This is a genomic window from Lentzea xinjiangensis (assembly GCF_900110955.1).
Taxonomy (GTDB): domain Bacteria; phylum Actinomycetota; class Actinomycetes; order Mycobacteriales; family Pseudonocardiaceae; genus Lentzea; species Lentzea xinjiangensis.
The window spans coordinates 243,307-262,852 of record NZ_FOFR01000001.1 but is presented as its reverse complement, the minus strand read 5'-3'; the positions used below and the strand labels follow the sequence as shown (position 1 = coordinate 262,852).

Sequence of the window (19,546 nt, the reverse complement as noted above, 5' to 3'; positions counted from 1 at the left end):
CAGGCGAACTCGTACTACTCCCCAACGATCGCGGCACGCTGGGTGATCAACCGATCTCACCCAGCTGACGACGACCCTCGCGCCACACCGCGACGACCGACGGGCGCGGTCGCGAGGTGCCCCGGTCCGGCCAGTTCGAGACCGGCTTGTCGGCGCTCGCGCCGTCCACCTCGCCGGGGTGCTGGACGCACACGGTGACCACCCGTTCGCCGATGATCGGACCGCACGTCTCACCACCGCGCGGCACCGTGAGGAACAGCTTGAGGTGCCCGCGTTCCGGCCCTTCCAGCGGCACGGCGTAGAGGCCGTCGTTGAGCCCGTCGAGCTTGCCGTCGGCGTCGGTGGAGATCCACAGGTTGCCGTGCCGGTCGAACGCCACGTTGTCCGGACTGGAGATCGGGCTGACCTGCGACTTGTCGTAGCCGCCGAAGTACGTGCCCGGGTCGTCCGGGAAGCCGCACACCAGGAACAGCCCCCAGTCGAACGTCAGCGCGAGCGCGTCGCCACCGCGTTCGACGAGCTCCAGCACCTGCCCGTGCCGGTTGTTCACCCGCGGGTTCGGCTCGGTCGCGCCTTCCTTGCCGGGGGTGACGCCGCGTTCGACGTTGTTGCTGAGCGCGCAGTAGACGGTGCCGGTGCGCGGGTGGCACTCGATGTCCTCCGGGCGGTCCATCTTGGTCGCACCGACCTTGTCCGCCGCGATGCGCGTGAAGACGTACACCTCCTCGGCGGTCATCCCCGGCACGAAGGACCGGTTGCCCGCGGCCAGCGGGATCCACTCGCCGGTGCCGTCGAACCTGCCGTCGCCGGGCGGCTTTCCCGTGCCGTCGATCTCCGCCGCGGGGCTGTCGCCGGTGAACCTGGCGACGTAGAGCGTGCCGTCGTCGAGCAGCGTCATGTTGTGGCGGCGCGCGGCCTTGCTGTTGCCGGGCTTCATCTTGCCGTTCGAGACGAACTTGTAGATGTACTCGAACCGCTCGTCGTCACCGGAGTATGCGACCACGCGGCCGTCGTCGGCGACGCGCACGTTCGCGGTCTCGTGCTTGAACCGGCCGAGCGCGGTGTGCTTGACCGGCGTGGAGTCCGGGTCGTGCGGGTCGAGCTCGATGATCCAGCCGAACCGGTTGACCTCGTTGGGTTCCTGCGCGAGGTCCCAGCGCTTGTCGAAGCGCTCCCACTTGCGCGTGGTCGCCGTGCCGGTGACGCCGTAGCGGGCGAGTTTCGGATCGTTGCGGCCGGCGGCGTTGGCGAAGTACTGGTTGAAGTTCTCCTCGCCGGACAGGATCGTGCCCCACGGCGTGACGCCGCCGGCGCAGTTGTTGATCGTGCCCAGGACCCGGCGGCCGGTGGGGTCGGCGGAGGTCTTGAGCAGGTCGCTGCCCGCCACCGGCCCGCGCACCTCGAACGGCGTGTGCAGCGTGATGCGGCGGTTGTACCGGCTGAACCGCGGCCGGTAGTGGCCGGAGAAGAGCGACCGCTTGATCATGAACACCGAGAGCCCGTGCGCGGCCCAGGCGATCTTCACCTGTTCCTCGGTGGGGTTGTTCGGGTCGTAGCCGCGGAACATGAACGGCTCGCTGGTGTACTCGTGGTTCGTGACCATGATCCCGCTGAGCTCCAACGGGTCCAACGGCAGGATCGCGGCGAAGTCGCAGTTGAAGCCGAACTGCTTCTCCTGCTTGGCCGCGGTCTGGTCGTCGAAGTCGAACTCCGGCACGCCGGGGAAGAGCGGGTCGCCCCAGCGGATCACGACGCCCTGCCGGTAGCCCTCCGGGACGACGACCTCGTCCTTGGTGTTGACCTCGACGGGCGTGAAGTCGAGACCCCTGGGCGGGCGGGCGTGGGACTCGGGTTCGGCGGCGGCGGTGACCGCGGTCCCGGCCGGCAACGCGGCCGCGGCGGCGACGACGGCGCCGGCCTTGAGCGCGGTGCGGCGGCTGACCAGGTCGCCGAAGTAGGGGTTGCCGGAGGTGTTGGGGACGTCGTGGAAGCACGCGTCCCCGCAGCGGTACTCGCAGGTCACCGCTGCTCTGCCGATCCGGTGGTTGGCGAGCGGCAGGGGGATCATGTGGTGGCCTCCTACGGTCGGTGGGGAACCGCGACCGACCGTAGTTCACCATGCGTTAACCGACTAGCTGCTCGCCGGCAATCACGACTTCCGTCGGTACCTCGCGCGTGTCGCCCCGGTTGAACGCGAGCAGCACCGCCGCGAGCGCGCAGAGCACAGCGGCCACGACGAACGGCTGCGCGAGGTGGCTCACGAACGTCGCCGCCAGCGCACCGCCGAGCCAGCGCAGGAAGTTGTAGCCGGCACTCGCGACCGGTCGCGGCGCGTCGCTCACGCTCATCGCGGCACCGGTGAACAGCGTGTTCAACAGGCCGCTGACCAGCCCGCTGACGATCACGGCGACCACCAGCGACGCCTTGTTCGGCACGGCCATCAGCAGCATCAGCACGGCGAACGCCAGAACGGAGCCGATGATCGCGCGCTTCTCGCCGACGCGGTCCGCGAGCCGGGGCGCGAGCAGGACGCTGGAGACCGCGACACAGAGGCCCCAGCCGAAGAAGACGAGGCCGATCTCGACAGCGCCCCACCGCAGGACGAAGGGCGACCAGGCCAGAACCGTGAAGAACGCGGCCGTGTAGAGCGCGGCGCCGATCGAGGTCCGCAGCAGCGCCGGGTGCCCGAGGGCCTTGAGCGGGTCGAGGACGCCGATCTTCGGACGCTCCTGGTGCGAGTCCTTCGCCAGGAACGTCGCGCAGAGGACCAGCGCGACGGCCATCAGCACCGCGGTGCCGAGGAACGGCCCGCGCCACGAGAAGCTGCCGAGCAGCGCACCGAGCAGCGGCCCGACGCTCAGCCCCAGCCCGAGCGCGGCCTCGTAGAGCAGGATCGCGCCCTTCTGCCCACCGCTGGCCGCGCCGACGATGACGCTGAGCGCGGTGGCGATGAAGAACGCGTTGCCGAGCCCCCACCCGGCCCGCAGCGCCACGAGCTGCCCGATGCTCCCGGCCGCGGAGCACGCCAGCGTCGCGGCGACGATCAGCGCGAGCCCTCCGACGAGCGTGCGCTTCGCCCCGAACCTCGCCGTCGCGGCGCCCGTGAAGAGCATCGCCACGACCTGGACGCCGAGGTAGGACGAGAAGAGGAGGGTGACCTGCGAGGGCGTCGCGTGCAGACCCTCGGCGATGGACAACAGGATCGGGTCCACCAGCCCGATCCCCATGAAGGCGATGACCGCGGCGAACGCCGTGATCCACACCTGCTTGGGCTGAGCTTTCACATTCACTTAGCCACCCTAACCTCTTTTGGTTAGCATCACGAAGTATCGTGCGCCACAAGGTACGGTGGCCCGCGTGGATGCGGTGATCTTCGACCTCGACGGCGTGCTGATCGACTCCGAGCAGGTGTGGGACGAGGTGCGCCAGGCGTTCGCCGCGGCGCACGGCGGCGTGTGGACCCCCGAGGCGACACGGGCCATGCAGGGCATGTCGACGCCGGAGTGGGGCGAGTACCTCGTGTCCGCCGTCGGCGTCCGGCTGACCGCCGCGGAGGCGTCGGCGGGTGTGATTGCGGAGATGGAGCGGGCGTACGCCTCCCACCTGCCGGTGATCCCCGGCGCCGTGGACGCGGTGCGGGCCGTGGCCGCTCGCTACCCGGTCGCGATCGCCTCGTCCGCGCCGGCCGTGCTGATCAAGGTGTTCCTCGACGTGACCGGGCTGCCGGTGCCCGTCGCGGTGTCGTCCGAGGAGTGCGCCGCGGGCAAGCCGTCCCCGGACGTGTACCTGCTGGCGGCTTCGCGGCTCGGAGTGCCTCCGGCCTCCTGCTACGCCGTCGAGGACTCGACCAACGGGCTGAAGGCGGCGCTGGCCGCGGGGATGACCGTGCTCGCGGTGCCGAACCCGCACTTCCCGCCCGCCGCGGACGTGCTGGCGCAGGTGCGGGTGCTGTCGTCGATCGCCGACCTGCCGGACGCGCTGGCGTAGCCGGTCACGTGATCGGGCACCCCTTTCGCCCCGGCTAGACTCGCCCACTTCCGCGCGATTCGGACCGGCGTGTCGAACCTGTGTTCGATAGGATGTGACGATGGTGAACCGGCGTGAACAGGCGGCGCTCCTGCTCGCACTGCGCGACAGCGGACGCGGCTGGGCCGACGTCACGAACGCCGTCGAAGAGGCGGGCTCCGCCCTGGCCGTGCTGGACTCGCTGTTCACCCCCGACCAGCCCACGCTGGACCACACGCCCTTCGACGCGGCGGGCCGGCTGGAACTGGTCGAGCAGGAGATCGAGTCCTGGGCCGGCGAGGGCATCCACCTCGTCACCGTGCTCGACGAGCAGTACCCCGTCCAGCTCCTCATGGTGCACCAGCGCCCACCTTTCCTGACGTGCAAGGGCTTCCTCGACCCGGCCGACCAGCTCGGCGTCGCCGTCGTCGGCAGCAGGCACGCCGGCGCACGAGGGCTGCAGATCACCCGGGAGATCGCGACGACGCTCACCAAGCACGACATCACGGTCTACAGCGGCTTGGCGGCAGGCGTCGACACGGCGGCGCACCAGGCCGTCGTGGACGCCGGTGGACGAACGGTGTCCGTGGTCGGCACGGGCCTGCGTCGCTGCTACCCGGCGGAGAACGCCGGTCTGCAGCAGGAAATCGCCAGGACCGGAGCCGTGCTGTCCCAGTTCTGGCCGGACACCGGCCCCGCGAAGCACCACTTCCCGATGCGCAACGCCGTCATGAGCGGCTGCAGCGTCGCGACCGTCGTCGTGGAGGCCGGCGAGCGCAGCGGCACCCGGATCCAGGCCCGGCTCGCGCTGGAACACGGCAGGCACGTCTTCCTGCTTCCCGAGGTCGTCTCCGGCACGACGTGGGGCCGCGAGATGGCGGAGCGGCCGAACACGACGGTCCTCCGGGATCCCGACCACCTGCTGGGCGTGCTGGACGAGCTGCGCGCCGGAGTCCCGGACCTGATCGACCTCTGACGTGACCCCGCTCAGCCGCATCTCCGAGAGCTACCGCAACATCCTCGTCCCTCCACCAGCGCGTGGACCGGACGTGTGCCTGGTCTGCCGCAGGACCACGAGCGGGTTCTCCCGTTGCTGGCAATGCAACCAGCACTTCCAGTCGTGCGGCGCGGAGCTGGCCGACGAGGTGGTGCCGATCTCGATGGCGGCGGAGAGCGGTCAGCTCGTCCACGTGCTCCGGAACTACAAGTACAGCAGGAACCCAGCGGTGCGCAGGCAGTTCACCAACGAGCTGGCGGGCGTTCTCGCGACCTTCCTGGCCAGGCACCGGCGTTGTCTCGGCGAGTTCGACACCGTGACGATCGTTCCCGGCACCAAGCAGCGCAAGGACGGCCATCCGCTGGCAGACGTCCTCGGACGACGCCTCACCACCACCAGTTCCGCCTTCGCCGAGGTGCTCGCCACGACCGGTGACAACACCCGGCTGCTGCGGCCGGACGAGTACGTCGTCCACGCCGATGTCGCGGGCGAGCGGATCCTGCTCGTCGACGACCAGTGGACGTCCGGGGCGAGCCTCCAGTCATCGGCCATCGCGCTCCGACGCGCGGGTGCGGCGCGGGTCACCGGTCTCGTGATCGGGCGACGGGTCGACACGAGGGCGCCGGGCACGTTCGACTGGGACACCTGCGTTCTCTGCCGCCAGGGCTGATGCCGGGCACGAACCGGAAAGGACGACTCCCGCCGCGCCGGAACTGTGCCTAGCGTGGCGCCCATGACGCAACGAGTTGCCGTGGTCACCGGCACGGCGCAGGGCATGGGGCTGCGGATCGCGGAGGTCCTGCGCGAGGACGGGTTCACCGTCGTCGGGTTCGACCTCCAGGAGAGCGAAGGCGGGATCGTCGGCAACGTCGCCGACGCCGAGGACGTGCAGCGGCTGACCGATCACGTCACCCGCGCTCACGGCCGGGTGGACGTGCTGGTCAACAACGCGGGGATCGCCGGCATCGTGCCGTTCGAGGAGACCACCCTCGAGCAGTGGGAACGGATCATGGCGGTCAACCTGACCGGGCCGTTCCTGCTCACGCAGGCGCTGGGCAAGGTCATGCTCGACCAGCGGTCGGGGTCGGTCGTCAACATCGCGTCCGTCGCCGGGCTGCGGGGGGTGGCGGACCGGGCGGCGTACAACACCACGAAGCACGGGCTGATCGGGCTCACCCGGACGCTCGCCGTCGAGTGGGGTGGGCGGGGGATCAGGGTCAACGCCGTGTGCCCCGGCTGGGTCAAGACCGAGATGGACGTCGAGTCGCAGGCCGGCGGGTACTACGTCGACGAGGACATCACCGACCACGTGCCGGCGGGCCGGTTCGCGGCGCCGGACGACATCGCGCAGGCCGTGCGGTTCCTGGCGAGCGACAACGCGCGGTACGTCAACGGGGTCGCGCTGCCGGTCGACGGCGGGTGGACCGCGGACGGAAGCTGGCAGAAGCTGCGGCTCTCCAAGCGCTGACGACAGAAACGCTGCCAGGAAGAGCGCTGACGAGAAGGGCCGCCCTCCGCGGGGAGGGCGGCCCGTCGCGAACTCAGGCCTCGCCGCGGATGAACGCCTCGACGGCCTCGTGGGCCTCGGCGTCGGAGTACTGCTCGGGCGGGGACTTCATGAAGTACGACGACGCCGACAGGACCGGGCCGCCGATGCCGCGGTCCAGGGCGATCTTCGCCGCGCGGACCGCGTCGATGATGATGCCCGCCGAGTTCGGCGAGTCCCAGACCTCGAGCTTGTACTCCAGGTTCAGCGGCACGTCACCGAAGGCACGGCCCTCGAGCCGGACGTAGGCCCACTTGCGGTCGTCGAGCCACGCGACGTAGTCCGACGGGCCGATGTGGACGTTGTCCTTGCCGATGTCCCGCGAGAGCTGCGAGGTCACCGACTGGGTCTTGGAGACCTTCTTGGACTCCAGGCGCTCCAGCTCCTTCATGTTGAGGAAGTCCATGTTGCCGCCCACGTTGAGCTGCATGGTGCGGTCGAGCTGGACACCGCGGTCCTCGAACAGCTTGGCCAGCACGCGGTGCGTGATGGTCGCGCCCACCTGCGACTTGATGTCGTCACCCACGATCGGCACCCCGGCCGCGCGGAACTTCTCCGCCCACTCCGGGTCCGAGGCGATGAAGACCGGCAGGGCGTTGACGAACGCCACACCCGCGTCGATCGCGCACTGGGCGTAGAAGCGGTCCGCGTCCTCCGAGCCCACCGGCAGGTACGACACCAGCACGTCGACCTCGGCCTCGCGCAACGCGGCGACGACGTCGACCGGCTCCGCGTCGGACTCCTCGATGGTCTCCCGGTAGAACCGGCCCAGACCGTCGAAGGTGTGCCCGCGCTGCACGACCACGCCCAGCGGCGGCACGTCCGCGATCTTGATCGTGTTGTTCCGGCTGGCCACGATGGCCTCGGCCAGATCGACACCGACCTTCTTCGCGTCGACGTCGAACGCCGCGACGAACTCGACATCGCGCACGTGGTAATCACCGAACTGCACGTGCATCAGGCCGGGCACGCGGGTGCTCGGGTCGGCGTCCCGGTAGTAGTGGACGCCCTGCACCAGCGACGCCGCGCAGTTGCCAACCCCGACGATGGCCACTCGAACGGTGCGGCGGTTTTCGCCCATTGCCGAGTCCTCCTTGATCAACTTTTGGGTGCTACTCGTCTTGCTCGGACCGTTCGTGGGCGATGAGCTCGTTGAGCCACCGCACCTCGCGCTCCGTGCTCTCCAGGCCCTGCCTGTGCAGCTCGCGGGTGTAGCGGTCGATCTGCTCACCCGTTCTCGCGAGCCGCTCGCGAAGTCCCTCCCTGCGTTCTTCGACACACCGCCGGCGGCCTTCCAGGATGCGCATCCTGACGTCGGCCGGCGTGCGTGAGAAGAACGCCAGGTGGACTCCGAACGAGTCGTCGTCCCAGGTCTGCGGGCCCGCGTTGGCGAGGAGGTCGGCGAACCGCTCCTTCCCCTCCGGGGTCAGCTTGTAGACCTTGCGCGCCCGACGTCCCCAAGAAAGAGCCGACTCCTCCGGCCCCTCCTCCACGATCAGGCCCGCCCGCTGGAGTCGCCGCAATGTTGGGTACAGCGATCCGTAGGAGAACGCGCGAAACGCTCCGAGCAGGTCATGCAAGCGCTTGCGCAGCTCGTAGCCGTGCATTGGCGCCTCGTGCAGCAGGCCGAGCAGCGCGAACTCGAACACGAGTCACCTCCTCGCGCCTGCACCGATAGGTAAGGTGATTATATCGCTGCGATACATCGGTGTCCCCTCTTCACTGTGGGATGTGGCACACCGTGATACCGCGTCGGACCTCGCTGCCCTGAACGGCCCATCTCGCCAAAGCGGTCGGCACGTACTCTGGTGACGTGTTGACCCAACGGCAGATGGTGGACTACTCGCTGCAGCGGCGTGCGCTGCTGGCGGAGGTCTACGCCGGCCGCACGGGCACCATGGAGGTCTGCGACGCGTCCCCGTACCTGTTGCGAGCTGCGAAGTTCCACGGGACGCAGACCGAGGTGCCGTGCCCGGTGTGCCGGAAGGAACCGCTCACGCACGTGTCGTGGGTCTACGGTGACGAGCTCAAGCACGCGACCGGCTCCGCGCGGGCACCTGAAGAACTGGTGAAGATGGCAACCCTCTTCGACGAGTTCACGGTGTACGTCGTAGAAGTCTGTCGCACGTGCAGTTGGAACCACCTGGTGCAGTCATACGTCCTGGGGAAGCGTGGGCTGGAGAAGCCACGCAGGAGGACCGCAGCGGAATGACCGACAGGTGACACTGCTCCGAATGAAGTACGACCACCGAACCGCGTGCTGATGCACGCCGGTCTGGGAGGCCTTTTCACGTGAACGACCAGCATGATGACCGGCAGCGCGGAGGCGAGCCGCAGTGGCCGACCGGGGACGACCCGGACGGCGGCGGCACGAGGCGCGATGTCCCGAATCAGCCACGACCGGGCACACCGCCCGGCGGTTTCGTGCGCCCTCCCCAGGGTGGCACGCCACCCGGTGGTTTCCCACAGCAGCAGCCCCCACGCCGCCCGAACGGACCAGGCGGACCTCAGGGCGGACCTCAGGGCGCTCCTGGCGGCCCGGCGCGTCCCCAGGGACCCGGCGGCCCCCAGGGCGGCCCCGCCGGACCGGGTGGTCCCGGCGGCCGTCCCCTGACGCCTCCCGGTGGCGTGCCGATGGCACCGCCCCCCGGTGGCCGCCGTCCCGGTGGTCCGACCGGTCCCGGTGGCCCCCAGGGCGGCCCCGGCCGTCCCGCCGTGCCTCCGCGCAAGCCCGGTGAGGAGCGGACCACGCAGCTGCCGCCGGTGAACCGGCCGACGCAGCGCGAGCCCGAGCTCATCACGCACAGGGAGCCGGACGACGAGTTCCTCCTGGCCGGCGCGCCGATCGACGATGACGACGACGATTACTACGACGACGAGCCGGAGCTCACCCAGGAGGAGGAGCGCCGACTGCGCAAGAAGAAGATCTGGAAGCGCGTCCGGATCGGCGCCTTCGTCGCGATCGCCCTCATGTTCCTCGGCCCGGTGATCGCCATCGCCGTCGCCTACCCGCTGGTCGACTGGCCCAAGCCGGAAGACGTCGCGGCCACCCAGAACAAGACGATCACCCTGCACTACGCCGACGGCCAGGAGATGACCAAGATCACCTCCCCCGGCGAGAACCGCACGATGCTGACGTACGAGGAGATCCCCGACAACGTCAAGAACGCGGTGCTCGCGGCCGAGGACGCGAACTTCTTCGAGAACCCCGGCTTCGACGTCAAGGCGATCGTGCGCGCCGTCTGGATCCAGGCGACGGGCGGCAGCTCGGGTGGTTCCGGTCTGACGCAGCAGTACATCAAGAAGGCCACCGGTGACGAGGCCCCGACGATCAGCCGCAAGTTCACCGAGCTCGTCAAGGCCTACAAGATGAGCAACGAGTCGGACCACAAGACGATCCTCACGGCCTACCTGAACACCGTGTACTTCGGTCGTGGCGCGAACGGCTTCAAGGCCGCGTCGCAGGTCTACTACAAGAAGGACATGAAGGACCTGACGCCGTCCGAGGCGGCGCTGATCGCGGGCATGATCCAGACGCCGTCCTGGTCGGAGGACACCGAGTACGCGACCAAGCGCTGGAAGTTCGTGCTCGACCAGATGCGCCAGAAGAACTGGGTCGACCAGGCCTACGTCGACGCGCAGCAGTTCCCGAAGCCGCTGTCGTTCGCCGAGACCCAGCCGAAGTCGCTCGAGGGCCCGCGCGGCCTGATCGTCGACCAGGTCCAGGAGGCCCTCGAGGCCGAGCAGACCGGTGTCTCGTTCGAGCAGGCGCAGAAGACCGGCGTCACCATCACGACCACGATCGACCCGAAGATGCAGACCGCGGCCGAGGAGGCCGTGGACGAGATCATGATCAAGGGTGCGCAGCCGGAGGCGTTGAAGACGTCGCTGACGGCCATCGACCCGACCACGGGTGCGGTCCGCGCCTACTGGGGCGGCCGGGACGGTCGCGGTTCCTTCGACTACGCCAAGGGCACGCTGCAGGAACCCGGTTCGTCGTTCAAGCCGTTCGACCTGGTCGCGGCGCTGCAGGACGGCAAGGGCCTCGGCACGATCTACGACGGCCGCTCGCCCCGCACGTTCCCCGGCGTCTCGACGCCGATCCGCAACTCCGGCAACGACAACTCGTGCGGCAAGGAGTGCCCGGTCCGCACGGCCATGATCAAGTCGCTGAACACCGTGTTCTACGACATGGTCGTGAACGACGTCGGTGTCCCGAAGACCGTCAAGGCCGCGCACCAGGCGGGCATCCCCGAAGAGGTCAACATCGGCAACGGCCCGAAGAAGCTGCTGGTCGGTGAGGACGGCGGCACCCCGAACGGCGGTATCGCGCTCGGTGGTGACCAGGCCGTGGTCCGGCCGTTCGACATGGCGTCGGCGTACGCGACGTTCGCCGCCCGTGGTGTCTACCGCGCGCCGTTCTTCATCGTGAAGATCACCGGACCGGACGGCACCGTGCTCTACCAGCACGCGGACAAGCCGATCTCGGCCTTCGACCCGGACCAGACGAAGAGCCAGGACATCGCGGACAACGTCACCGACGTGCTCAAGGAGATCCCCGGCAACTCCAAGATCCCGTGCGCGGGTGGCCGCGACTGCGCGGGCAAGACCGGTACCCACGAGCTGTCCGAGAGCGCCGGCCAGGGTGCGGGCCTCAACTCGAAGGCCTGGATGGTCGGCTACACGCCGTCCATCTCGGCCGCCGTGTGGGTCGGCCGCAACGAGGGCAACCAGCCCATCCGCGACAAGTCCGGCGCCAACATCTTCGGCTCCGGCGTGCCGGGCAAGATCTGGCAGGCGTTCATGAACAAGGCGCTGGCCGGCACGCAGATGGAGAAGTTCCCGAAGGCCAAGCCGCTCAACCAGTACAACCCGCCGGTGAAGGTCAGCGTGCCGTCGTCGGTCCCGCCGTCCAGCCCGCCGCCGTCGGTTCCGCAGACCAGCAGCTCGGAGCCGTCGAAGCCGTCGAGCACCAGGCCGACCAGGCCCACCGGCTGCGGTCAGCTGATCTGCCCGCCGTCCGACACGCCGGACCCGAGCACCCCGCCGGGTCCCGGGAACGGTAACGGGCGAGATCCCGGAGACACGTAACCGAACGAGCTGAGGGGCCCGGTGCACGAGCACCGGGCCCTTCGGCTTGTCCGGGCCGGGGAGCCGCGCACCGGTCCAGGGATGTTGACCACGGCGGAACGGTCATGGCCGTAACATCCGCGAGGTGCCCAGCAGCCCTGCCGAGCTTCGCGCCGAGGACACCGCGACGGACCTCGCCGAGGACACCGACTCGCTCACCCGCGCGGAGCGGGTCGCGCCCACGTGGACCGAGTCGCTCGCCCGCACCCTGAGCAGACCGTTCGGCGGCCCGCTGGGTGAGCACGCCCTGGTCGGCAGGAACTACTTCTGGACGGCGCTGCGGGTGGTCCTGCTGTTCGCCGTGCTGACGCTGCTGGCGGGCTGGGTGCAGAAGTCGCCGTGCATCCAGCAGTACACCGACGACAAGGGTGTCGTGCAGCTCGACTGGCGGGGCAGCAAGCAGTTCACCGCGCTCTGCTACTCCGACACCGTGCCGCTCTACACCGCGGAACGGCTCGACCAGCGCGGTTCCTTCCCGTACATCACGTCGTGGAAGGACGACGAGGGCAAGCCGACCGAGCACGTCCGGTACATGGAGTACCCGGTGGTCACCGGGATCTTCCAGTGGCTCAACGCGCGGGTGGCGCAGGGGCTCGTGGCGCTCGTCCCCGGCCTGCCGATGACGGTGATCGTGTACTTCAACGTCACGGCGTTCTGGCTGGCCATCGCCTGGCTCGTGACCGTGTTCTCGGTGGCGAGGATCGCGCGCAGGCGGACGTGGGACGCGGCGCTCGTCGCGGTGTCGCCGCTGGTGGTCGTCCACGCGTTCACGAACTTCGACACGATCGCGACCGCGTTCGCCACGGCCGGTCTGCTGGCGTGGGCGCGGAGGAAACCGGTTCTCGCCGGCGTGCTGCTGGGTCTCGGTGGCGCGGCGAAGCTCTACCCGTTGTTCCTGCTCGGGCCGTTGCTCTTGCTGTGCTGGCGTTCTGACCGGTTGAAGGCAGGGCTCACCACCACCATGTCGGCCGTCGGGGCGTGGGCGCTCGTCAACGCGCCGATCGCACTCAACCCGGCCTCGCACACGGGGTGGAAGGAGTTCTTCCGCCTCAACACCGAGCGCAACGCGGACCCGGACACGATCTACAACGTGCTGGTGCAGTGGACCGGCTGGCAGGGCTTCGACCCCGGCCTGACGCAGGGGCAGCCGCCGACGGTGCTCAACACCGTGAGCTCGGTGCTGTTCCTCGCGTGCTGCGCGGGCATCGCGTACGTCGCCCTGTCCGCGCCGACCAGGCCGCGGCTCGCGCAGCTCGGGTTCCTCGTCGTGGCGGCGTTCCTGCTGACCAACAAGGTGTGGAGCCCGCAGTACTCGCTGTGGCTGGTGCCGCTCGCGGTGCTGGCGTTGCCGCGCTGGAAGCTGCTGCTGGCGTGGATGGCGGTCGACGCGCTGGTGTGGGTGCCGCGCATGTACTTCTACCTCGGCACGGAGAACAAGGGCCTGCCGATCGACTGGTTCCTCGGCGCGGTGCTGCTGCGCGACGCGGCCGTCATCGTGCTGTGCGTGCTCATCGTGAAGGAGATCTACCGTCCGGAGCGCGACCTCGTGCGGTTGGCGGGCGACGACCCGTTGGCGGGCGTCATGGCCGATGCACCGGACCGGCGGATCCTCACACCCGCACGAGGCGGGCCATCGCACCGAATGCGGCCGCGTTCGGATGCAGATGATCACCGGAGTCGAACTCCGGACGCAGTCTGAGCGGGTCGGCGGGGTCGCGCAGGGCCGCGTCGAAGTCGATCGCGTCGGGGAAGGTGGCGCGGATCCACGCGTTCACCGCCTGGCGCTGCCGCTCCCGGTCGTCGGTCCAGTTCATCCAGCCCCGCCACGGCGTGATGGTGCCGACGACGAACTGCACACCCGCGTTCCGGCACCTGAGCTGCACGGTGCGGATGCCGGCGATGACCGCTTCCGCGCTGACGTCGTTCTGGAGGTCGTTGATGCCGCCGAGCATCACGACCTTGCGCACCTCACGGCTGTGGAGGACGTCACGGTGCAGGCGGGTGACCATCGACGCGTCGCCGTACACCACGCCGTTGCCGCTGATGCCCGCGTTCAGCACGGCGTGGTCGGTCTCGACCAACGACGGCCAACTGCCCTCCATGTAGCCCTCGGTGATCGAGTCGCCGAGCATCACCACCGCGCCCGGCGCGGTGAACCCGGCGACTTCGACCGCCGAGATCAGGCAGACGTACGCGCGCGCCGACGTGATGGTGTTCCACGCGCGTGCCTGGCACGGAGTGCCGTTCGGAACGTGCGTGCTGATCTCCAGCGTGGTGGTGACCGGCAGTTGGACGGCGTCGCTGTAGACCTCGTCGCGGGCGCCGATCGTGACGGCGCCGGAGCGGCCGAACGTGAGCTGCCGCGTCTCGCCGCCGGCCTTGACGGTGACCTGCTCGACCCGCACCGGCTTGATGCCCATCAAGTTCGACAGGCGCACCCGGACCGACGTGCCGCCGGCGGTGAGGTCGACCGTCGTGCGCACCACGTGGTCCGGCACGCCGGCCGGCAGGGTGGGCACGGCCTGCCACACGGGCAGCCAGCGGATCGCCTCCGACCGCGCCGGCAGACCGGAGGCACCGCAGGCCAGCAACAACGCCAGCACGATGATCACCCTCACAGGTGAAGTGTGCGGCGATCAGCCCTTCGCGGCTACTGCTCCGCGGATGAACTTCAGATCTTCGTGGTCGTCCTCGGTGACGTCCCGGGCCCTCAGGAACGCCACGAACAGCGCGACCAGCAGCGCGGCGCGGCCCCACACGCCGATCATCACGGCCTGCGCGGAGAAGCTGTCGTAGATCCCGGCCGGCTGGCCGAACTCGATCGCCCAGAACCAGCGGAAGATCCCGATCCCCATCGCCAGGTCGGCCACGAAGTAGGCGTACGCCCACACCAGCCGCACGCGCAGGAGCACCAGGAACGGCACCAGCCACAGCGTGTACTGCGGCGAGTGGACCTTGTGCAGCAGCATGAAGCCGCACAGCATCGCGCCGGACACCGCGATCCACGGGTAGCTGCCCTCGCGCCGGAACCGCACCCAGCCGTAGCCGGCGGCGACCGCGAACGAGATCAGGATCGTGATCGGGGAGAGGACGCTGACCAGCGACTGCATCGGGTCGTCGCCGATGAACGGCCGCAGGCCCCAGTACCAGATCGAGTTCGTGGTGATGTCGACCCTGCGCAGCTGCTGGAACTCGAACGAGGCGAGCCAGCCGTCGTAGCCCGCGAAGGCGAACGGCAGGTTGACCAGCACGACCGTGACGATCGAGGCGAGGCCGACCTTGACCGCGCCGGCGACGTCGGCCTTCTTGCCGGTTCCCCGGAGCCTGGCCGGCAGCTCCCGGCCGCGCCAGCCGCCGGTGGCGACGAAGAGCATCAGCGGCAGCACGAAGATCGCCGGGTAGACCTTGAACGCGAAGCCCAGCCCGAGCAGGACCGAGGCGACGGTCGCCCGTTCGACCAGCGGCCGGTTCCAGCGGTGCACCACGTAGACCGCGGCGACCGAGCACAGCACGACCGGCAGGTCCCAGTTGTGGAACGCGTAGAGCACCAGCGGTGGCCCGATCGCCCACAGCAGCGCGCGCCAGCGGGCGAGCTTGCCCAGCAGCCAGCCCGTGAGCAGGCCGAACGGGACCATCAGCAGCGAGGAGAAGAGCAGGTACTGCGCGTCGTTGTGCGCGAAGATCGCGCCGGCCCAGATCAGCAGGCCGGTGAGGACCGGGTACTCGACCGAGCCGCCGACGAGGATGCCCTTGTCGTTGATGCCGCCGTCGACGTACGGGAAGACGTGCCGGTCGATGTCGCGCCCGATCCAGAGGTGCTGGATGTCGGAGTAGCAGACCTCTTCCTTGTTGCGCTCGTCGTAGTCGGGCTGCGTGCGGCCCCACTGGTCGAACGCGGGACCGGTGCAGCGGTCCTTGTTGACGAAGCCCAGCAGCAGCGTGAGGCCGCACAGCAGCACGAGCACGGCAGCGGCTGGCCTGCCGAAGCGGTTCGCGAAACGCCCGGCGTCGCGTCGCTCGGACGTCACGCTCACCACCTCGTGCACGGTGTTCACCGGCCGGCGTGGTCGCGCAGGAACGCGATGTCGTCGGCCTGGCCCTCGTCCGGAGTCTCCACCACGACGGGGCACCCGGCGCCGGCGACGACGGCCACCAGCTGGTCCGCGTCGATGGTGCCAGTCTTGATGTTGTCGTGCCGATCGCGCGCGGAACCGAACTCGTCGCGCGAGCTGTTGAGGTGCACCAGGTCGATCCGGCCGGTGATCGCCTTCACCCGGTCGACGACGCCGGCCAGGTCCTCACCGGCGGCGAACGCGTGGCAGGTGTCGAGGCAGAAGCCCGCGCCGAACTCGCCGACCGCGTCCCAGAGGCGCTTGAGGTTGTCGAACGAGCGGGCCATCGCGTTGTCGCCGCCCGCGGTGTTCTCGATCAGCACCGGAACCGCGAAGCCGCCCTCGGCGGTCTGCCGCTCGAAGAACTTGCGCCAGTTCGCGAAGCCCTCCGCCGGGTCCTCGCCCTTCGTGACGTGCCCGCCGTGCACGACCAGGCCCTTCGCGCCGACCGTGGCGGCGGCCTCCGCGTGCTGGATCACGTTCTTCCGGCTCGGAATCCGGATCTTGTTGTTCAGCGACGCGATGTTGATCAGGTACGGCGCGTGGACGAACACCTCGAGGCCGGAGGCGAGCAGGGCCTCCGCCTGCGGGTGGGGCTGGGGCTTCTTCCAGCCCTGGGGATCGGACAGGAAGAACTGGACGACCTCGGCCCCGCGTTCGGCCGCGGCGCCGACCGGGTCGTCGTCGCGTACATGGGCCCCGATGCGCATGGAACAGGAGGGTAGTCGGCGTCCGCAACGCGACCGCAGCCGCCGCCGATAGGAGTAATCGCGAAAACTGGGGGTGGTTCGCGTCACCACCAGGACCTACGGTCGTTACTTGAGAGTAGGGAAGGGGTTGGCATGCGACTGCTGAGCGTGACCGCCGCGACGCTTCTGACGCTGGCCTCCGCCGGGGTGGGAGCGCCTCCGGCCGTGGCCGCGGAGCCCATCGTCGTCGGTAGCTGTGCGACGTCGGTCCAGGGCGCGCCCGGCACACCCGTCTCGCTCAGTCCCGCCGCGGTCACCCAGCCCATCACGGACCTCGTGCGCGCCGTCCCGGTGCTCGGGCCGCCGCTCGCCGAGCCGTTCAAGCAGGCGTTCTCGCAGGCCAAGCCCATCCCGATCGGCGCGGTGCAGGTCGGCACGACGACCATCACCGGCGGCACGATCGCGAACGCGGTGATGGCCGAGCTGCAGAAGCTGCCGTTGCTCGGGCCGATCCTCGGCACCCTCGACAAGACCGTGCGCACGACGCTGAGCAGCGGGTGCGAGGTGGTCGTGACCGGCGTGAACCAGGTGGCCGCGCCCGTCCAGGACGGCAGCAGGGCGATCGCCGACAACTCGCAGGCCCGGACGCCCCAGTTGCCCGGTCAGCCGAAGCCGCCCGGCCAGCAGCCCCAGCCGCAGCCGGGCACCCCGCCCGGTCAGCAGCCTGGGGTGACCCCCGGTGTCCCCGGCGTCGGCGCGGGCGCGCCGAGCAACCGCGACTTCTCGCTCTACCCGGTCGGCGCGAACTTCGGCCGCGTGCCGCTGTTCAGCTACGGCTCGCTGCCGTTCGCGATGCCCGGCCTGTACTCGCCGTCGCCCGGCGTGCGCTACGGCTCACAGGTGCCGCGCGCGTCCAACGGCAACGGCATCGAGGGCGACTCGGTGCAGGCCGCCGGCCGCGCGACGGCGCTGCCCCGCCTCGGCGGTCCCGGCGGTGTCGGCGCGCCGGTGCTGGTCGCGGTGCTGATGCTGGCGCTGGTGACGGGCGCGCTGGTGCGGACCTGGGTGCTCCGCCGCACCCCTGCGTAGCCGCCGGACGCGCTCTGTTAACCTTTGTCAGTTGCTGACGCGACGACCCTCCTGCCACGGAGAGCCCGTGGCCGCGAGTCCACAGGAGGTGAGTGGTCCTCATGCGTCATTACGAAGTGATGGTCATCCTCGACCCCAGTCTCGACGAGCGCACGATCGCGCCGTCCCTCGACACGTTCCTCAACGTCATCAAGACGTCGGGCGGCAACGTCGAGAAGGTTGAAGTCTGGGGCAAGCGCCGTCTCAGCTTCGAGATCAACAAGAACACCGAAGGCATTTACGCGGTGCTCGACCTGACCTCGACGCCGGACGCGGTGAAGGAACTGGACCGCCAGCTCGGTCTGCAGGAGACGGTGCTCCGGACGAAGGTCCTGCGCCGCGAGCCCGCCAAGTCGGCCGCCAAGGCCTGACGAACCTCGATTAGGGGAGCTCCCAAGACATGGCTGGCGAGACGACGATCACGGTGGTCGGAAACCTGACCGCCGACCCGGAACTCCGCTTCACCCAGAGCGGTGCCGCGGTGGCGTCCTTCACGGTCGCCTCCACGCCCCGCACCTTCGACCGCCAGTCCGGCGAGTGGAAGGACGGCGAAGCGCTGTTCCTGCGGTGCAACGTGTGGCGGCAGGTCGCGGAGAACGTGGCCGAGTCGCTCACCCGCGGTTCGCGAGTGCTCGTCTCCGGACGGTTGCGCCAGCGTTCCTTCGAGACGAAGGAAGGCGAGAAGCGCACCGTCGTGGAGCTTGAGGTCGACGAGATCGGCCCCTCGCTGCGCTACGCGACCGCGAAGGTCAACAAGGTCAGCCGTGGAGACGGCGGCGGTGGCGGCGGCTTCGGCGGCGGCGGCGGTCAGCAGTCTCGTGGCGGCGGCGCGCCCGCGGACGACCCGTGGGGTTCCGCCCCGCCGGCCGGCTCGGGTGGCTTCGCCGACGAGCCCCCCTTCTAGACCGCTGCACCGGTCATCCAGAACCTGATCACTGCGTATTCCAGGAGTTAGAGACACATGGCCAAGCCGCCTGTGCGCAAGCCCAAGAAGAAGGTCTGCGCCTTCTGCAAGGACAAGAGCGCCAACCTGATCGACTACAAGGACACGACGCTGCTGCGGAAGTTCATCTCCGACCGCGGCAAGATCCGTGCCCGCCGCGTCACCGGCAACTGCTCGCAGCACCAGCGCGACGTCGCCGTTGCGGTGAAGAACGCCCGCGAGATGGCCCTGCTGCCCTACACCTCGACCGCTCGCTAAGGAAAGGGGACTCAACGATGAAGCTCATCCTCACCGCTGACGTTTCCGGCCTGGGCGCGCCCGGCGACATCGTCGAGGTCAAGGACGGTTACGGCCGCAACTACCTGCTCCCGCGCGGTCTCGCGATCGTCGCGACCCGCGGTGCGCAGAAGCAGATCCAGGTCATCACCCGCGCGCAGGACACCCGCCGCGTGCGCGACCTGGACCACGCCAAGGAGATCAAGGCCGCTCTCGAGGGCCTCGGTGGCGTGACCCTGACCGCCAAGGCGGCCGCCGGCTCGAAGAAGCTGTTCGGCTCGGTCACCTCGTCGGACGTGGCGGCTGCCGTCAAGTCCGCCGGTGGCCCGGTGCTGGACAAGCGCGCGATCGAGCTGCCGGGTCACATCAAGACCACCGGCAAGCACTCGGTCACGGTTCGCCTCCACCCGGAGGTCACCGTCGCCCTGCCGCTCGAGGTCACCACGGCCGAGTAGTCAGCCCTGCTCGCCGCGTCACCGCGGAAGCGAGCTCGGCTCGTTCGGAACGCGAAAGCGCCGCCTGCCCGGAGTGCTCCGGGAGGGTGGCGCTTTCGCTCGTTCGGACCAGTCCCGGCTGTCCACTTCCTGTGGATAAACGGAACGTCCACCCCACTGGCGACACGCCGAAGAGGGTGTTTCACGCGACACGCCGGGGACGTGGCCCACAACTTTTTCCACAAGTTGTACACAGCCCCTGAGCTGGAGTTACTTCCGTCACTCC

At 69.4% G+C, this 19,546-nt stretch carries 19 protein-coding genes; 12 read left to right on the top strand and 7 right to left on the bottom strand.

Features of this window, described 5'->3' with window-relative positions; translation table 11 throughout:
* Window positions 1-46: 46 nt before the first annotated feature.
* The gene (locus BMW88_RS01320; RefSeq protein ID WP_177220866.1) at window positions 47-2,068 is read right to left on the bottom strand and encodes a PhoX family protein; all 2,022 of its coding nucleotides are present in this window, start codon (window positions 2,066-2,068) and stop codon (window positions 47-49) included.
* Window positions 2,069-2,123: 55 nt separating this feature from the next.
* Entirely contained in the window at window positions 2,124-3,290 is a 1,167-nt protein-coding gene (locus tag BMW88_RS01315) for an MFS transporter (RefSeq protein WP_089948407.1), read from the bottom strand.
* Window positions 3,291-3,357: 67 nt separating this feature from the next.
* Between BMW88_RS01315 and BMW88_RS01310 the strand changes: the two genes are divergently transcribed.
* The 4 genes from BMW88_RS01310 (at window position 3,358) to BMW88_RS01295 (ending at window position 6,470) form a co-directional block, all read left to right on the top strand.
* On the top strand, window positions 3,358-3,987 hold the full coding sequence (locus tag BMW88_RS01310; RefSeq protein ID WP_089949399.1) for an HAD family hydrolase: 630 nt from the start codon (window positions 3,358-3,360) through the stop codon (window positions 3,985-3,987).
* A 100-nt stretch (window positions 3,988-4,087) separates the two neighbouring features.
* Complete coding sequence (locus BMW88_RS01305; protein WP_089949398.1) at window positions 4,088-4,981, top strand: DNA-processing protein DprA; 894 nt, start codon at window positions 4,088-4,090, stop codon at window positions 4,979-4,981.
* A gap of 1 nt (window position 4,982) precedes the next feature.
* On the top strand, window positions 4,983-5,672 hold the full coding sequence (locus BMW88_RS01300) for a ComF family protein (protein ID WP_089948405.1): 690 nt from the start codon (window positions 4,983-4,985) through the stop codon (window positions 5,670-5,672).
* 63 nt (window positions 5,673-5,735) lie between these two features.
* On the top strand, window positions 5,736-6,470 hold the full coding sequence (locus tag BMW88_RS01295) for an SDR family NAD(P)-dependent oxidoreductase (protein WP_089948404.1): 735 nt from the start codon (window positions 5,736-5,738) through the stop codon (window positions 6,468-6,470).
* 73 nt (window positions 6,471-6,543) lie between these two features.
* Here BMW88_RS01295 and BMW88_RS01290 read toward each other — a convergent pair whose 3' ends face one another.
* Window positions 6,544-7,629, bottom strand: coding sequence for an inositol-3-phosphate synthase (locus BMW88_RS01290; protein ID WP_089948402.1), 1,086 nt, complete (start codon window positions 7,627-7,629; stop codon window positions 6,544-6,546).
* A gap of 31 nt (window positions 7,630-7,660) precedes the next feature.
* Window positions 7,661-8,197 (bottom strand): PadR family transcriptional regulator, encoded by a 537-nt coding sequence (locus BMW88_RS01285; protein WP_089948401.1) that lies wholly within the window; start codon window positions 8,195-8,197, stop codon window positions 7,661-7,663.
* A 164-nt stretch (window positions 8,198-8,361) separates the two neighbouring features.
* On the opposite strand from BMW88_RS01285, the gene BMW88_RS01280 reads away from it, so the two are divergent.
* The 3 genes from BMW88_RS01280 to BMW88_RS01265 all read left to right on the top strand — a co-directional run bounded on the left by BMW88_RS01280 (window position 8,362) and on the right by BMW88_RS01265 (window position 13,377).
* Window positions 8,362-8,760 carry a DUF5318 domain-containing protein gene (locus BMW88_RS01280; protein ID WP_177220864.1) on the top strand — a complete coding sequence of 133 codons (399 nt, stop codon included), beginning with the start codon at window positions 8,362-8,364 and terminating at the stop codon, window positions 8,758-8,760.
* Between the two features lie 422 nt (window positions 8,761-9,182).
* Window positions 9,183-11,639: a transglycosylase domain-containing protein gene (locus BMW88_RS01270; protein ID WP_089948399.1), complete on the top strand. Its 2,457-nt coding sequence runs from the start codon at window positions 9,183-9,185 to the stop codon at window positions 11,637-11,639.
* Window positions 11,640-11,763: 124 nt separating this feature from the next.
* Window positions 11,764-13,377: a glycosyltransferase family 87 protein gene (locus BMW88_RS01265; RefSeq protein WP_089948398.1), complete on the top strand. Its 1,614-nt coding sequence runs from the start codon at window positions 11,764-11,766 to the stop codon at window positions 13,375-13,377.
* Here BMW88_RS01265 and BMW88_RS01260 read toward each other — a convergent pair.
* Genes BMW88_RS01260 through BMW88_RS01250 form a run of 3 tightly spaced genes read right to left on the bottom strand, consistent with a single transcriptional unit; the run spans window position 13,289 to window position 16,500 of the window.
* Window positions 13,289-14,296: a GDSL-type esterase/lipase family protein gene (locus BMW88_RS01260; protein ID WP_089948396.1), complete on the bottom strand. Its 1,008-nt coding sequence runs from the start codon at window positions 14,294-14,296 to the stop codon at window positions 13,289-13,291. The two genes, BMW88_RS01265 and BMW88_RS01260, sit on opposite strands and share 89 nt — an antisense overlap.
* 18 nt (window positions 14,297-14,314) lie before the next feature.
* Complete coding sequence (locus tag BMW88_RS01255) at window positions 14,315-15,712, bottom strand: glycosyltransferase family 87 protein (protein ID WP_425434604.1); 1,398 nt, start codon at window positions 15,710-15,712, stop codon at window positions 14,315-14,317.
* 17 nt (window positions 15,713-15,729) lie between these two features.
* A complete protein-coding gene (locus tag BMW88_RS01250) occupies window positions 15,730-16,500 on the bottom strand; it encodes a deoxyribonuclease IV (RefSeq protein ID WP_089948395.1) in 771 nt (256 codons plus the stop codon).
* A 132-nt stretch (window positions 16,501-16,632) separates the two neighbouring features.
* On the opposite strand from BMW88_RS01250, the gene BMW88_RS01245 reads away from it, so the two are divergent.
* From BMW88_RS01245 to rplI, 5 genes are all read left to right on the top strand, one after another.
* Complete coding sequence (locus BMW88_RS01245) at window positions 16,633-17,568, top strand: hypothetical protein (protein ID WP_089948393.1); 936 nt, start codon at window positions 16,633-16,635, stop codon at window positions 17,566-17,568.
* Between the two features lie 101 nt (window positions 17,569-17,669).
* Window positions 17,670-17,978, top strand: coding sequence for a 30S ribosomal protein S6 (rpsF, locus tag BMW88_RS01240; RefSeq protein ID WP_086666963.1), 309 nt, complete (start codon window positions 17,670-17,672; stop codon window positions 17,976-17,978).
* Between the two features lie 29 nt (window positions 17,979-18,007).
* Window positions 18,008-18,511: a single-stranded DNA-binding protein gene (locus BMW88_RS01235; RefSeq protein WP_086666964.1), complete on the top strand. Its 504-nt coding sequence runs from the start codon at window positions 18,008-18,010 to the stop codon at window positions 18,509-18,511.
* 57 nt (window positions 18,512-18,568) lie between these two features.
* On the top strand, window positions 18,569-18,808 hold the full coding sequence (rpsR, locus tag BMW88_RS01230) for a 30S ribosomal protein S18 (RefSeq protein ID WP_030465683.1): 240 nt from the start codon (window positions 18,569-18,571) through the stop codon (window positions 18,806-18,808).
* A 17-nt stretch (window positions 18,809-18,825) separates the two neighbouring features.
* On the top strand, window positions 18,826-19,281 hold the full coding sequence (rplI, locus tag BMW88_RS01225; protein WP_089948391.1) for a 50S ribosomal protein L9: 456 nt from the start codon (window positions 18,826-18,828) through the stop codon (window positions 19,279-19,281).
* Window positions 19,282-19,546 lie beyond the last annotated feature (265 nt).